This window comes from Ruegeria sp. SAZD013 (assembly GCF_059612525.1).
Genome location: NZ_JBXWQT010000013.1, coordinates 274057 through 286609, shown reverse-complemented (window position 1 = coordinate 286609; position 12553 = coordinate 274057). Strand labels below are relative to the sequence as shown.

The window sequence follows — 12553 nt, the reverse complement described above, 5'->3', positions numbered from 1 at the left end:
GCAACCCTCGGGCGAATGTAAAGGGAAAAATCGGCACCTACGCTTACCCTACGCTTACCTATCAAGCAAGATACGCACGAGGTTAATGCATAAACATTTGAAATTATTGGCGATCCCTGAAGGACTCGAACCCTCAACCTGCTGATTAGAAGTCAGCTGCTCTATCCAGTTGAGCTAAGGGACCGCTGCGCCCTTCTTGCGGTTTTTACCCGCGGGGTTCAAGAGGCAAGCGCATGAATGCGCTGTTGGGATCGTCAACATACCCAAAGATAGGCCCGCAATAGGAATAGCCCAGCGACTCATACAGCTTGCGGGCGGCATCATATTCGCGAAGATGGCTTGCCCCGGTCTCAAGAACCAAAGCCTCGCACCCCTCTGCGCCAGCCTGTTCAGCCAGATGCGTCATCAGCACGTGCGCCAGCCCGCGCCCTCTTGCCTGCGCCAGAATATGCACCGATTTCACTTCGGCGGTTCCATCGGGCAGCACTTTCAGCGCACCGCATCCCAATGGCTGCTGTCCGTCAAAAATGGCCCAGAATCGCACCCCCGGGCCAGCCAGTGCTTCGGCGTCCATCGTGTGGTTGCTTTCCGCAGGTCCCGCAGTTTCGCCATGGGCAAAATGCGCATCGACAATCGGGCGCAATACGTCCGATGTCGGGTCAGCCTCGCGGATTTCGATCATTCAGTGAGTCCAGGGGGCACGTCGGTCGGTAGCGAAATTCTCGCCATAGCCCCGCGCACGCAGATTGGGTTTGCGCTTGTGCGGCTCGCTGACCTCAGCATCGATACCGTGGGCCTTGGCATAATCCAGCGCCTCTTCCCTCGTGTCGAACTTCAGGCGCACCTGAGCCTGCGTGTCACTGGACGACGTCCAGCCCATCAGAGGATCAACCTCGCGCGCCGAGGCCGGGGCGTATTCCAGAACCCATTTGCGGGTCTTGGCCATCCCCGAGGTCATCGCATTTCTTGCGGGCTGGTAGATCCGTGCGCGCATGTCGCCTCTCCGTACTCACTTGGCTGAGCCCGTTTATGCGTCAGAGCGCGCCCGGGGGCAAGATTGCAATTGTCGCGGCCCTCGCCCGCGAACTCATGCCAGAAACTGTCATCAGGCTGGGATAGGATCGCGCCAAACAAACGCAAGAACATTACACCATCTCACCCCCGCACAGTCTCAGACCGCATTGCGCGCAATGAATTCGGATCGGCCCTTGCAGTTGGACAAAATAAGAACAAATGTAAGGGCCTGACGCCCGGAGCCTGCCTATGCCATACGCCCATTCCGACAAGACCCAATTGACCGCCGAAGACGTGCGCGCCCGCCTGAAACTGGAAGGCGGCAGGCAATTCGTGATGCATACCGAATTCAATCCGGCGGGCGATCAGCCCACGGCGATCAAGGAATTGGCGGGCGGCGTGCTGGACGGGGAACGCGATCAGGTGCTGCTGGGCGCGACCGGAACGGGCAAGACCTTCACCATGGCCAAGGTGATCGAGGAAACCCAGCGCCCCGCCATCATCCTGGCCCCCAACAAAACGCTCGCCGCGCAGCTATACGGTGAATTCAAGGGCTTCTTCCCCGAAAACTCGGTGGAATATTTCGTGTCCTACTACGACTATTACCAACCCGAAGCTTATGTGCCGCGCTCTGACACCTACATCGAGAAAGAATCGCAGATCAACGAACAGATCGACCGGATGCGCCACTCGGCCACGCGGGCGCTGCTGGAACGCGATGACGTGATCATCGTCGCCTCGGTGTCGTGCATCTACGGTATCGGTTCGGTCGAAACCTACGGGGCGATGACGCAGGATCTGAAGGTCGGTCACGAATACGACCAGCGGCAGGTGATGGCCGATCTGGTGGCCCAGCAATACCGCCGCAACGATCAGGGGTTTCAGCGCGGCTCGTTCCGGGTGCGGGGCGACAGTCTGGAAATCTGGCCCGCCCACCTTGAAGACCGCGCCTGGAAACTGTCCTTCTTCGGCGAGGAACTGGAACAGGTCACCGAATTCGACCCGCTGACCGGCGAAAAGACCGACACGATGGACCATATCCGGGTCTATGCGAATTCCCACTATGTGACGCCGAAACCGACGATGCAGCAGGCGATCATCGGGATCAAAAAAGAACTGCGGATGCGCCTCGACCAGCTGGTCGGCGAAGGCAAACTGCTCGAGGCGCAGCGGCTGGAACAGCGCACCAATTTCGATCTGGAAATGCTCGAGGCCACCGGCGTCTGCAACGGGATCGAGAACTATTCGCGCTATCTGACCGGCCGCGCACCGGGCGAGCCGCCCCCGACCCTGTTCGAATTCATCCCCGACAACGCCATCGTCTTTGCCGACGAATCCCATGTCAGCGTACCGCAGATCGGCGGCATGTACCGGGGCGACTATCGGCGCAAGTTCACGCTGGCCGAACACGGGTTCCGCCTGCCGTCCTGCATGGACAACCGGCCTTTGAAGTTCGAGGAATGGGATGCCATGCGCCCGCAATCCGTCTTCGTCTCGGCCACCCCCGCCGCGTGGGAGCTCGACCAGACCGGCGGCGTCTTCACCGAACAGGTGATCCGCCCCACCGGCCTGCTGGACCCGCAGGTCGAAATCCGCCCCGTGTCGATGCAGGTCGACGACCTGCTGGACGAGGTGCGCAAGGTCGCCGCCGATGGCTATCGCACGCTGGTCACAACGCTGACGAAACGCATGGCCGAGGATCTGACCGAATACCTGCACGAACAGGGCATCAAGGTGCGCTACATGCATTCCGATATCGACACGCTGGAACGCATCGAGATTCTGCGCGACCTGCGTCTGGGCGCGTTCGACGTGCTGGTCGGCATCAACCTGCTGCGTGAAGGGCTCGACATTCCCGAATGCGGGCTGGTCGCCATTCTGGACGCCGACAAGGAAGGCTTTCTGCGGTCCGAGACCTCGCTGGTTCAGACCATCGGCCGCGCCGCGCGCAACGCCGATGGCCGGGTGATCATGTATGCCGACAAGATCACCGGTTCGATGGAACGCGCGCTGGCCGAAACCGACCGCCGCCGCGCCAAGCAGATGGCCTATAACGAAGAACACGGTATCACGCCCGCGACCGTGAAAAAGAATGTCGAGGATGTTCTGGCCGGGCTTTATGACGGCGACGTGGACATGAACCGCGTCACCGCCACCATCGACAAGCCGATGCACGGCGCCAACCTCGAGGCGCACCTGAACGGGCTGCGCGACCAAATGCGCAAAGCCGCCGAGAATCTGGAATTCGAAGAGGCCGCCAACATCCGGGATGAAATCAAACGTCTGGAAGCGGTCGATCTGGCCATCGCCGACGACCCCATGGCCCGCCAATGGGCGGTGGAAAAAGCCTCGGAGGACGCAATGAAATCGCGCGGACGGTCAACGGCTGGCAGGCCGGGGCAAAGGGGTGGGAATGTGAAGAGAAGGAAGAGGTAAAGCTATTCTTTCTTAATGTTAAACTCGAAAGGCATTTCATGAAACAGGACTATTCACGACAAGTAACTCTTATGTGCCCAACTTGCGGTGCAAAAGACTTTTCATTTGATGACGAAGCTCCCGAAGAAAACCGCGTCTACGTCTGCACAGGGTGTGAACTAGAGTTTTCCTACCAAGATATTTACGATAGCAATCAAGAGATTATCTCGCGAGCAATCGACGAAACTAAGCGTGAGATAGTTTCTGATGTGAAGAAGCAATTTAGACGAATGTTCAAATAGGCTCTAAATGGAAATTTCGGATGTCATTGCGGGATTGGCTCTACTGGTCTCCGCATCTGCCTTGATAGTGACCTTGAGAGCTTTCAAATCTCAAAGCCGCCTAACTGATCGCGAGATTGAGTTAGTGCGCATTCAAATCCAGAAGGCACAAGGTGAAGCAAAGCGCGAGAAAACAGCTTCGGTGTCAGCACGGCTAAACCGAATTGATAAATCAAATTGGCGCCTACGTGTTTTCAACTCCGGGCCGGCAACTGCTCGCAACGTTCGTCTGTTATTGGACGAACAAAACCAAATTGTCACAGAGAGCTTCGCGAATGATAAGTTTCCAATGAGCAAACTTGAAAAGGGTCAAGGAGTGGACTTGTCTGCAATGGTTCACATGGGTACCCCTTCTAAAGAATGGCTACGTATCACTTGGGAGGACCCTTCTGGAGAAGTTAAAGAAAACCGCGTGGAAATTACAATTTAGCAAGCGTAGGATGGGTTTTTGACCCATCACTCCGACGCCATTCAAACGCATGATGGGGTAAAACCCCATCCTACATACCGTGTTAAAGAAAGGGCGGGTCTATCCCCGCCCTAACCGCTACCCCTTATCCCAATGGGCAATCACGTCGTACCCAACCGGCGTCGGCGGGCCTTCCATGAATTCGGCGAAATGGCCCCACAGCTCGGCCACTTTGGGCGCGTTTGCGTTCGAGGTCGCCTCGCTTTCGACAACCGAGATCACATAGCCCGAACCATCCTCGTTCATCACATTGGTAAAGCTGTGCATGCCGGGCATACCCATGATGTCGGATTTCAATTCATTCATCTTCGCCGTCGCCGCCTCGCGCGTACCGGGCTTCATTTTATATTGGGTAATTCGTGCAAACATCACTTTTCTCCGTCGTCTGGCGAAATTGCCATGTAACACGGCCGGAACGGCCCCGCCGCGCGTACCCTAGCACGACGGCCCGAAATCTCGCATTGATACCGGCGATTTGCGCCGATTTTCAACCATACACCGCACTGCATCCGGGCGGCTGTCCCTTCAGGGTTGCAGCCTCGCCCCCAGTGCGGTTGTTTTTGCACCGATGGATGCTTGATCCCAATCAATGTCGAAACGCGAATGCGTCGGCAAAGTGGGTCCCATGCAAACACAGAACCCAACCGGAATTGACGCCTACAAACCCGCCCAGATCGCCGAGCTGGTTGAAACCGCCGGTGTTGCCAAGGCACATCTCACGGTCAGCCAGACACTGACTCTGGCGATACTCGCGGGCGTGTTCATCGGCTTCGGCGGGGCCGCCTATACCATGGTCATGACCGGCGTTGACCCGGGGTTTGGACCAGCCCGGTTTCTGGGTGGGGTCGTGTTCTCGCTGGGCCTGATCCTTGTGGTCGTCGGCGGGGCCGAGCTGTTCACCGGAAATGCCCTGATGACCATCGCGGCGGTGGACCGGAAAATCTCGCCGCGCGCCCTGCTGCGCAACTGGGGCCTCGTGTATCTCGGGAATTTGGCCGGGGCCATCGCGCTGGCTCTGGCCTTCGCTGCAACCGGTTTGCTGGACGGGCCCATGGGGGCCACCGCATCAGCAATCGCAAATGGCAAGGCCGACCTCTCGGCCACCCAAGCCTTTACGCGCGGCGTTCTGTGCAACGCGCTGGTCTGCCTTGCTGTCTGGCTGAGCTTCGCGGCCAGATCGGTGGTGGGCAAGGTCATGGCGGTACTCTGGCCCATTGCAGCGTTTGTCCTGTTGGGGCTCGAGCATTCCGTCGCCAATATGTACCTGCTGCCGCAAGGCGCGCTTGCGGGTGCCGACCTCGGTTTTGGCGCGGCCATCGGCAACCTGTTCTGGGTCACGATCGGCAATATTGTCGGCGGCGCAGGCGGCGTCGCGCTTGCCTATCGCTTTGCCTATCTGCGCAATACGCCCGGCTGAGCACGCGGTTTATCAGGTTTAGGGCAGGGAGATCCCCACACTCCACCCTTGCACCCCGCCCCACCCTCCTCCACGTTTGAAATCACAAATTGTGATTCCAAACGGCTGCCATGACGAACCCGAAAAACCTGCCCAGCGCGCATGAGGTCAAAAGTGCCATTCACAGGGTACGCGGCACCCGTGTGGTGCTGGCCGAGGATCTGGCGCAGTTCTACGGAAAATCCGTCAGTGCCTTCAATCAGGCGGTGTCGCGCAACACCGACCTGTTCGAAGGCTACCGCTTTCAGCTTTCCGATGCCGAGGTTGCCGATTTGCAATCACAGAATGTGATTTCAAAACCCAAAGGCCGCGGCGGGCGGCGGGTCAATCCGTGGGTCTATACCGATTACGGCGTGGCCATCGCCTCGGCCCTGTTCAAGGACCCGCGCGCGATCAAGATCACGCGGATGATCACCGAAGCCTTTGTCGATGGCGCGAACGCCCTGGCCGAGACCCCGCGCAGCGTGCCGGAAATCCTGCCCCCCGAACAGGCCCCTGCCCCGCTGCTGCCCAATGGCGACCAACTGCGCGAACTGGCTGAAAACATCCTCGATTCCGGCCAGCAGAGCCTTGTCGATTACATCGCCAACCCCACCACCAAACGCCAACAGGCCGTGGCGGTGATCATGAAGACGCTGGCCGAAACCGCCGGGGAAGAGGTCCGCACCCAACAGGAACGCCTGCGCCTGCGAATCGCCGAACGGCTGGCCACCGGCGATTATGCCAGTGACGACGACCGCAAAGGGTTGTTGGAACTGCTACAGGCGATGAAAGGCTAAACCCTTCCCCCGAATTCAGGGGCGCACGAACTTGGCGCTTCCCACCGACCGTTCGCGCGGCTTCAGCTGGTCTTGCGCCTGCACGGTGGTCGCGCGCGGCAGCTCCAGCTCGGCATACCCGCAGGCCACCCCGTCACCATCCGGGTCGTTGCGCTCATGATATCCCGGCTGCCCAGCGCGGAATGGACCGATCCCCATGGCCTGTGTCGCATCACATCCCGCCAGCGCGATCAGGTGGATCACCGCCTCGTCCCGCTCATAGCCCGAGGTGCGCAGAAAGACGCCCGTGGCAATCAGCGCGGTCGTCAGCGGCAGCAGCAGAACCATGACCAGTATCCTCAGCGGGGACAGCGCCTGCCGCCGCGCCGCCTCGGCGCGCTGGTGTCGTTTGGCCGAGCGCGGGTTCAGGTCAGGTGCTTCCTGCGTTGGTTTCTTGAACAACATGCCCAGACCCATAAGGGCAATATGTGGCAAAGCCGAGGCAACACAGTTCCACCGGATTCAAAAAATATGGCCCGGCCTGAAACCACCGCCCGCACAGGCACAATTTTGCTTACTGCCAGTGATGTCCGACTGTCACCGAACCACATGCACCGCACAAGGGGCGTGGCGCACGATATGGGACGCGGTTGACCCCAACAGCAGATCCTGCATCCCCGGCCGGTGCGAGGCCACGATGATCAGGTCCGGGTGATGCGCCTCGGCCCAGTCCAGAATGGTCCGGCCGGAATGCCCTTCGATCACGACGCCCGTGGCATTCGGCAATTGCGACGCCAGCGTATCAAGCTCTGACTGAATCGCCTTTCGGGCCTCGGTCAGATATTCGGACGGCATGTACGAGATTGCATAATTTGGAATATGCTCAACCACATGCAGCAATGTGACTTGCGCGTCCGGCGTGGCCAGAACCCGGGCCAGTTTCAACGGCCCGGACGTGTCTCTTTCAGCATCGAAAGAGATCGGAACGAGAATGTTGTGATACATAGCATGCGCCTCCGTTTTGCAGGCTTACTTTGAAACAGACATGCACGGCAGGCTTTGATTCAGGTCAGGTAGAGCCAAATGTCTCTGCAACGTCATACATGACCGGCTCAAAGCTCTTGCACAGCTCGTTGATCTTGCGGTTGCGGTCGCGCATCTCGGCGGTCCGCAGCATGGCCAGGAAATCCTCGCGGCGTTGCCATTGCGAATAGTTGGCAATCCGGGTTTGCGCATCATTCACATGAAGCCCGGCAGAAACAAAGCCGGGCTGCTTCGAGATGAACTCGGAATAGGCGTCGGTCAGCGCCTCCAAAAGGTCCTGACAGGTGCCGGGCGTCATTTCAAACGTGGTGATAACTGTCTGAACACTGGCGTTTTTGGCGATTTTCGGCATCGGGATTCTCCATTTCTTTCCCCAAGCCTAGCACATCAGATTGAAACGTCGCCTATTTCCTTGCCGCTGCGCCAATCCGCGCTTTTCTGCGCCCGTTTGTCAGGTGGCTGGCCACCCGGTATGGGCGACCAGCCGCTGTTTCAACGCTCCATGCGCATCGTGACCGAGACTTCGCCTTTCAGGTGATCTGGCCAGCGCAGAATAAGACTGTCGCCACTGGCCCCCTGTTCGGTCAAAACATGAGGGGCCGAATAGACAAGGTTGTTGAACACCCCGGTCAGCGACCCGATGGCAGTGACCCCATCGCAGCCGCGCGCCTTGCCGCCAAATGGCAACTCGCCGTTTGCCGAAACCGCCCAGACATTCGCGACCGAGTTCTGCTGGCTGCGGACGCGCAGCGGGTTCGATGATCTCTTGGCAATCCCGTGATAGGTATTGTTCTCGTAGGTCACGTTCGAATGCCTGTTATTGTCCAGATCGGCAAAAGATGTATCGACCCGTTCCGCCCGATCGATCGAACCGCTGGTGGCGCGGAACTTGTTGCCGGTCACCGTCACGCCATTCAGGTAATGGCCAGCACCATAGGGGCGGATGATGATATAGCTGAACCAGGCCGGTGCATCGCTCGAGAAAAAGATATTGTCCGTGATGCTCATCGAACTGAACGAAAACCCGCTGGTATAGGTGGGCGCCGCATCCCGTTCATTGGTCCATTCGATAAAGCAGTTGTCGACATAGTTCTCGGCAATGGTCGAGGTGTTGTAGGTGCCGATCATGATCAGCCCTGCGGTACGGACCCCCTGCGGGATGCCGTCGCCCTGAAAGAAATGGTTGCCCAGAACCAAATTGGTGCCACCGCCCAGAACGGCAAAATGCTTGAACCGCACCGCCTGATTGTGACGCAGCTTCACATCGTTCGAGTTGGTGTTCAGCCCGATGGAGTTCCGGTCCGTCACGTCGAGCGCCTCTTCTGAGGACAGGAACTGGCAATTGTCGATCAGCAGTCCCTTGCACCCCGTCGCGGTCGAGGTCAGGCCCCGATCCTTCGGGCGACTGATAAAACAGTCTTTCAACGAAAACGTACTGCCCGAGGCCGCCAGACGAATGCCGCTGCACCGGCTGTTGCACTGAAACTCGATCTGCTCCATGCCGAACTTCCGCAACGTATCGAAACCGCTGAAATCCAGCAGGTATTTGAACGACTGAAAGGTAAAGGTCTGGGTACCGGCGGCGTCATAGATGGGCGCGCTCAGGGTCATCTCACCGGCGCCTATGTTCTTCGAGCGCACGTAAACCTCACGCCCGACACCACTGCCCTCAACCAGCGATCCCACGGGAATATTGGCCACATTGGCGACATTGGTCAGACGTGTCTTGTCCAGGGGGTCATAGGTGGCGACAGAGGTGAAGGTTTCTGTGTCCCAGGCGGTTCCGCTTTTGACATCGAACTGCCCGTTGCGGATCACGCGCCGCGTGGAAAAGCCGCTTTGCTTGTTGGGAACCGCAGCGGCCATGTCGATCGGCGCGGAAACGGAAATCTTGCGCCCGCCCAGATCCAGCGAATCGTGGTCCGAATTGTTCAGCAGCGCCTGAAACGCCTTCTTGAAGGCCAGCTCCTCATCTCCGAACGCCTCGATATATGCGGGCAGATGGAAATCCTTGGTCAGCAACAGCATCTTGTCATCCGGCATGGTGACGGTGCCTTCGAATTCAATCTCCGCATCGATGCTGGTGTTCTCCGCAAGGTGATAGGTGCCTTGCGGAACAAAGACCCGGCGGCCACCGGCGGCCTGATCCGCCGCCTCAAACGCAACCGAGTCATCCGTCACACCGTCACCAACCGCACCAAAGTCGCGTACGTCGACCAGGCTGATCATCTCGCGCAGAAAGAACCCGGTGACATCGGTGATCTCAAGATCATCGACGCGCACCAGCGCGCCGTTGGCCCCTTCGATATCCAGGCCGAAATGCCCGTAAAGGGCGGCCAGCCCCCAGGGCATGTCCACGCCCGGGCGCTGGCCGGTGCCGACAATCGCGGTGATCTCGTGAATCGTGCCATAGCCCGACAGCTGGGTGGCCGGCCCCTGCTCCACAACACCGGCTACGTGCACATCACCCGCGCCACCGGCCCAGGCTGCAATACGCACCGACGCCAACGGGCCACTGATCGCCTTGACCCGGGCTTTGATCTGCAAATAGCAACCGGGCAGAATCGGCGTCTGCCCCATGTAACGCAATTGCTGCGTTGTGTTGACCTTCAGGATTTCAAGACAACCGGCAAAATCCGCATCCGCCGGAACAAATACGCCCGTGCCGGACCCGCCATATGTGGGCGATCCAGGTGTTCCGTCCCCCGCAGACCAAACCGTCAGACCATTCGCGAATTGAGGCGGCATGAACACGATGCCGTCGGTGATTGCCTTGTTCATTGAAAACCCTTTCCCAATCGCGTCGCGCAAATCCGGCGACGCGTCCAAACCCCGTGTTCAGGTCCGCCCCGAACGCGACAGTCTGGATATCGAAAAGGAATTAATCACGGCTCATATCACCGTGACGGTGGTGTTGCCTCAGGCCGCAGGGTCAGCGGCACCCAACAGTTGCACCCCGTTGATCTTCCAGCCTTCCGTCAGCGGGATCATCTGATAGTCCAGAAGATGCACCCGCCCGTTACCGTCCGTAATCATCACCTTCTGCCACAGCGCGCCATCAACCTCGCGCAGTTCCAGAAAACGCACATCGGCAGGACGCCAGACCATGGGATAGCCATTGCGCACCATCGCGCCGAAATTGTCGGGGTTTCGAAACAGACGCTGGATGCTGGGGCTGGCAAAGGTGAAGGCGGTCGCAAAGTCATCCGCCCGGAAGGCCTGTATCTGCGCCGCGATATTGGCCTCGATCTCGGCACTCTGCGCAAACGCGCCCGACGCCAGCCCGGCGCTCAGGGATAATGCAAGCAATAATCGACGCATGGGGCCACCTCCTGTGCCAAGGATAGCCCCATGCCGGTTCAGGTCAAATCAGACCAGCTCTCCGGCCAGTGCCTTGTCGATCAGCGCGATGGTCTCGGGCACGCCGTAAAGCGCGATAAAACCCCCGAAGCGCGGCCCTTGCGAGGCCCCCAGCAGCACCTCATAAAGCGCCGAGAACCATCCTTTCATTGGATCAAACCGCTCGCGGCCGATGGCATAGACCACCGATTGCAACGCTTCATCCTCGGTCGGGCCATCATATGCCTCAAGCGCCGCCTTCAGCGCTTCCAGCGCCTCGCGCTCCTGATCCGTCGGCGCGCGATGCTTGCGCGTCGGCTTGACGAAATCGTTGAAGTACCGCACGGCGAAACCAGCAGCCTTGTCCAGATCGGGATGGCTCTCTGCCGTTGCCTCGGGCGCATAGCGGCGAATAAAGCCCCACAGCGCCTCCTTGTCTTCGGCACCGGAAACCGATGCCAGATTCAGCAGCATCGCAAAGGGAACGATCAGGGTCGATTCAGGGACGTCGCCGCCGTGAATATGCCAGACCGGGTTGTTCAACTGTGCCTTCAGGTCCTGCCCCGGATAGGCGCGCAGCTGCTGATGATACTCATCATAGGCTTTCGGGATCACGTCGAAATGCATCCGCTTGGCCGTCTTGGGCTTTTGGTACATGAAATAAGCCAGCGACTCGGTCGGCGCATAGGTCAGCCATTCGTCGATCGAGACACCATTGCCCGACGATTTCGAAATCTTCTGTCCGTTCTCGTCCAGAAACAGCTCATAGCTGAAATGCTCGGGCGCGCGGCCACCCAAGGCCCGGCAGATCCCGTCATAGATCTTTTCGTTGGTCGCGTGTTCCTTGCCGTACATCTCGAAATCAACGCCCAGTGCCGCCCAGCGCGCCCCGAAATCCGGCTTCCATTGCAGCTTCACGTTGCCACCGGTGACGGGAACGGTCCATTCCTTGCCGTCTTCATCATCGAAGGTAACGGTATAGGTTTCGGCGCAGACCTTTTTCATCGGCACATACAGAACCCGCCCGGTTTCCGGGTGGATCGGTAGGAAGATCGAATAGGTCTGCTGGCGTTCTTCCCGCAGGCTTTTCAACATGATGGCCATCACGTCGTCGTAGCGTTCAACCGCACGCTTCAGAATCTCGTCGAACTGGCCCGAGCGATAAAAGTCGCGCGCCGAGTAGAACTCGTATTCGAACCCGAAGGTATCAAGGAACCGGCGCAACATCGCGTTGTTGTGTTCGCCAAAGCTGTCAAATTCGCCAAACGGATCAGGAACCGAGGTCAGCGGGCGCTGCAAATGCTCTTCCAGCGCCTCGGGGTTCGGCACGTTGCTGGGAACCTTGCGCATCCCGTCCAGATCGTCCGAAAAACAGATCAGCTTGGTCGGGATATCCGACAGCGCTTCAAAGGCGCGCTTGACCATCGTGGTCCGCGCCACCTCGCCGAACGTGCCGATATGCGGCAGGCCCGACGGGCCGTATCCGGTTTCAAACAGCACATACCCCTTTTCCGGAGCACCTTTCTGATAGCGTTTAAGCAACCGGCGCGCCTCTTCAAAGGGCCAGGCCTTGGACGACATCGCGGTTTCGCGCAGTTCAGACATTTCAATGTGCTCCATTGGGGAAACGGTCGCGGCTGCACCACGCAACCCGACCGGCTCCTCCTATTGTGCCAGTGCAGCATGAGTCAATAAAGCACCCGTGTTTTAACTGCCC

The 12553-nt window shown here is 58.9% G+C and carries 14 protein-coding genes and 1 tRNA gene; 5 read left to right on the top strand and 10 right to left on the bottom strand.

Annotated elements, in window-relative coordinates:
* Positions 1–107: 107 nt before the first annotated feature.
* The 3 genes from AC2FLU_RS03535 to AC2FLU_RS03525 form a co-directional block, all read right to left on the bottom strand.
* Positions 108–184, bottom strand: a tRNA-Arg gene (locus AC2FLU_RS03535).
* Positions 185–205: 21 nt separating this feature from the next.
* Positions 206–682, bottom strand: coding sequence for a GNAT family N-acetyltransferase (locus AC2FLU_RS03530; RefSeq protein ID WP_496808278.1), 477 nt, complete (start codon positions 680–682; stop codon positions 206–208).
* Complete coding sequence (locus tag AC2FLU_RS03525) at positions 683–994, bottom strand: ETC complex I subunit (protein ID WP_480518575.1); 312 nt, start codon at positions 992–994, stop codon at positions 683–685. It abuts the gene before it with no gap.
* A 269-nt stretch (positions 995–1263) separates the two neighbouring features.
* Here AC2FLU_RS03525 and uvrB point away from each other — a divergent pair, with 269 nt between their 5' ends.
* Genes uvrB through AC2FLU_RS03510 form a run of 3 tightly spaced genes read left to right on the top strand, consistent with a single transcriptional unit; the run spans position 1264 to position 4200 of the window.
* Positions 1264–3450, top strand: coding sequence for an excinuclease ABC subunit UvrB (gene uvrB / locus AC2FLU_RS03520; RefSeq protein ID WP_496811867.1), 2187 nt, complete (start codon positions 1264–1266; stop codon positions 3448–3450).
* On the top strand, positions 3345–3731 hold the full coding sequence (locus tag AC2FLU_RS03515; RefSeq protein WP_496811866.1) for an ECs_2282 family putative zinc-binding protein: 387 nt from the start codon (positions 3345–3347) through the stop codon (positions 3729–3731). The genes uvrB and AC2FLU_RS03515 overlap by 106 nt, the downstream gene beginning before the upstream one ends.
* A gap of 7 nt (positions 3732–3738) precedes the next feature.
* A complete protein-coding gene (locus AC2FLU_RS03510; protein ID WP_496811865.1) occupies positions 3739–4200 on the top strand; it encodes a DUF8453 domain-containing protein in 462 nt (153 codons plus the stop codon).
* Between the two features lie 117 nt (positions 4201–4317).
* Here the strand turns inward: AC2FLU_RS03510 and AC2FLU_RS03505 are convergent, their stop codons facing one another.
* Positions 4318–4608, bottom strand: a complete 291-nt coding sequence (locus tag AC2FLU_RS03505; RefSeq protein ID WP_209507883.1) for an antibiotic biosynthesis monooxygenase family protein — start codon at positions 4606–4608, stop codon at positions 4318–4320.
* 256 nt (positions 4609–4864) lie between these two features.
* Between AC2FLU_RS03505 and AC2FLU_RS03500 the strand changes: the two genes are divergently transcribed.
* Together AC2FLU_RS03500 and AC2FLU_RS03495 are read left to right on the top strand one after the other, a co-directional pair.
* Entirely contained in the window at positions 4865–5656 is a 792-nt protein-coding gene (locus AC2FLU_RS03500; RefSeq protein ID WP_496811864.1) for a formate/nitrite transporter family protein, read from the top strand.
* A 110-nt stretch (positions 5657–5766) separates the two neighbouring features.
* Complete coding sequence (locus AC2FLU_RS03495) at positions 5767–6474, top strand: ORF6N domain-containing protein (RefSeq protein WP_496811863.1); 708 nt, start codon at positions 5767–5769, stop codon at positions 6472–6474.
* Between the two features lie 15 nt (positions 6475–6489).
* Here the strand turns inward: AC2FLU_RS03495 and AC2FLU_RS03490 are convergent, their stop codons facing one another.
* The 6 genes from AC2FLU_RS03490 to AC2FLU_RS03465 all read right to left on the bottom strand — a co-directional run bounded on the left by AC2FLU_RS03490 (position 6490) and on the right by AC2FLU_RS03465 (position 12441).
* Complete coding sequence (locus AC2FLU_RS03490) at positions 6490–6918, bottom strand: excalibur calcium-binding domain-containing protein (RefSeq protein WP_496715001.1); 429 nt, start codon at positions 6916–6918, stop codon at positions 6490–6492.
* Positions 6919–7050: 132 nt separating this feature from the next.
* A complete protein-coding gene (locus tag AC2FLU_RS03485; RefSeq protein WP_480475256.1) occupies positions 7051–7458 on the bottom strand; it encodes a universal stress protein in 408 nt (135 codons plus the stop codon).
* A gap of 64 nt (positions 7459–7522) precedes the next feature.
* Positions 7523–7849 (bottom strand): antibiotic biosynthesis monooxygenase family protein, encoded by a 327-nt coding sequence (locus tag AC2FLU_RS03480; RefSeq protein ID WP_480475254.1) that lies wholly within the window; start codon positions 7847–7849, stop codon positions 7523–7525.
* 140 nt (positions 7850–7989) lie between these two features.
* Positions 7990–10278, bottom strand: coding sequence for a glycosyl hydrolase family 28-related protein (locus AC2FLU_RS03475; RefSeq protein ID WP_496808282.1), 2289 nt, complete (start codon positions 10276–10278; stop codon positions 7990–7992).
* A 138-nt stretch (positions 10279–10416) separates the two neighbouring features.
* Positions 10417–10818: a DUF4864 domain-containing protein gene (locus AC2FLU_RS03470; RefSeq protein WP_480475250.1), complete on the bottom strand. Its 402-nt coding sequence runs from the start codon at positions 10816–10818 to the stop codon at positions 10417–10419.
* 48 nt (positions 10819–10866) lie between these two features.
* On the bottom strand, positions 10867–12441 hold the full coding sequence (locus AC2FLU_RS03465; RefSeq protein WP_480475248.1) for a lysine--tRNA ligase: 1575 nt from the start codon (positions 12439–12441) through the stop codon (positions 10867–10869).
* Positions 12442–12553 lie beyond the last annotated feature (112 nt).

Excerpts from the sequence above, each read along its gene's own strand:
- AC2FLU_RS03475 (WP_496808282.1), bottom strand. The coding sequence starts at position 10,278 with ATGAACAAGGCAATCACCGACGGCATCGTGTTCATGCCGCCTCAATTC.
- AC2FLU_RS03510 (WP_496811865.1), top strand. The coding sequence starts at position 3,739 with ATGGAAATTTCGGATGTCATTGCGGGATTGGCTCTACTGGTCTCCGCA.
- AC2FLU_RS03530 (WP_496808278.1), bottom strand. The coding sequence starts at position 682 with ATGATCGAAATCCGCGAGGCTGACCCGACATCGGACGTATTGCGCCCG.
- AC2FLU_RS03470 (WP_480475250.1), bottom strand. The coding sequence starts at position 10,818 with ATGCGTCGATTATTGCTTGCATTATCCCTGAGCGCCGGGCTGGCGTCG.
- AC2FLU_RS03465 (WP_480475248.1), bottom strand. The coding sequence starts at position 12,441 with ATGTCTGAACTGCGCGAAACCGCGATGTCGTCCAAGGCCTGGCCCTTT.
- AC2FLU_RS03485 (WP_480475256.1), bottom strand. The coding sequence starts at position 7,458 with ATGTATCACAACATTCTCGTTCCGATCTCTTTCGATGCTGAAAGAGAC.
- AC2FLU_RS03515 (WP_496811866.1), top strand. The coding sequence starts at position 3,345 with ATGGGCGGTGGAAAAAGCCTCGGAGGACGCAATGAAATCGCGCGGACG.
- AC2FLU_RS03490 (WP_496715001.1), bottom strand. The coding sequence starts at position 6,918 with ATGTTGTTCAAGAAACCAACGCAGGAAGCACCTGACCTGAACCCGCGC.
- AC2FLU_RS03480 (WP_480475254.1), bottom strand. The coding sequence starts at position 7,849 with ATGCCGAAAATCGCCAAAAACGCCAGTGTTCAGACAGTTATCACCACG.
- uvrB (WP_496811867.1), top strand. The coding sequence starts at position 1,264 with ATGCCATACGCCCATTCCGACAAGACCCAATTGACCGCCGAAGACGTG.
- AC2FLU_RS03525 (WP_480518575.1), bottom strand. The coding sequence starts at position 994 with ATGCGCGCACGGATCTACCAGCCCGCAAGAAATGCGATGACCTCGGGG.
- AC2FLU_RS03500 (WP_496811864.1), top strand. The coding sequence starts at position 4,865 with ATGCAAACACAGAACCCAACCGGAATTGACGCCTACAAACCCGCCCAG.
- AC2FLU_RS03505 (WP_209507883.1), bottom strand. The coding sequence starts at position 4,608 with ATGTTTGCACGAATTACCCAATATAAAATGAAGCCCGGTACGCGCGAG.
- AC2FLU_RS03495 (WP_496811863.1), top strand. The coding sequence starts at position 5,767 with ATGACGAACCCGAAAAACCTGCCCAGCGCGCATGAGGTCAAAAGTGCC.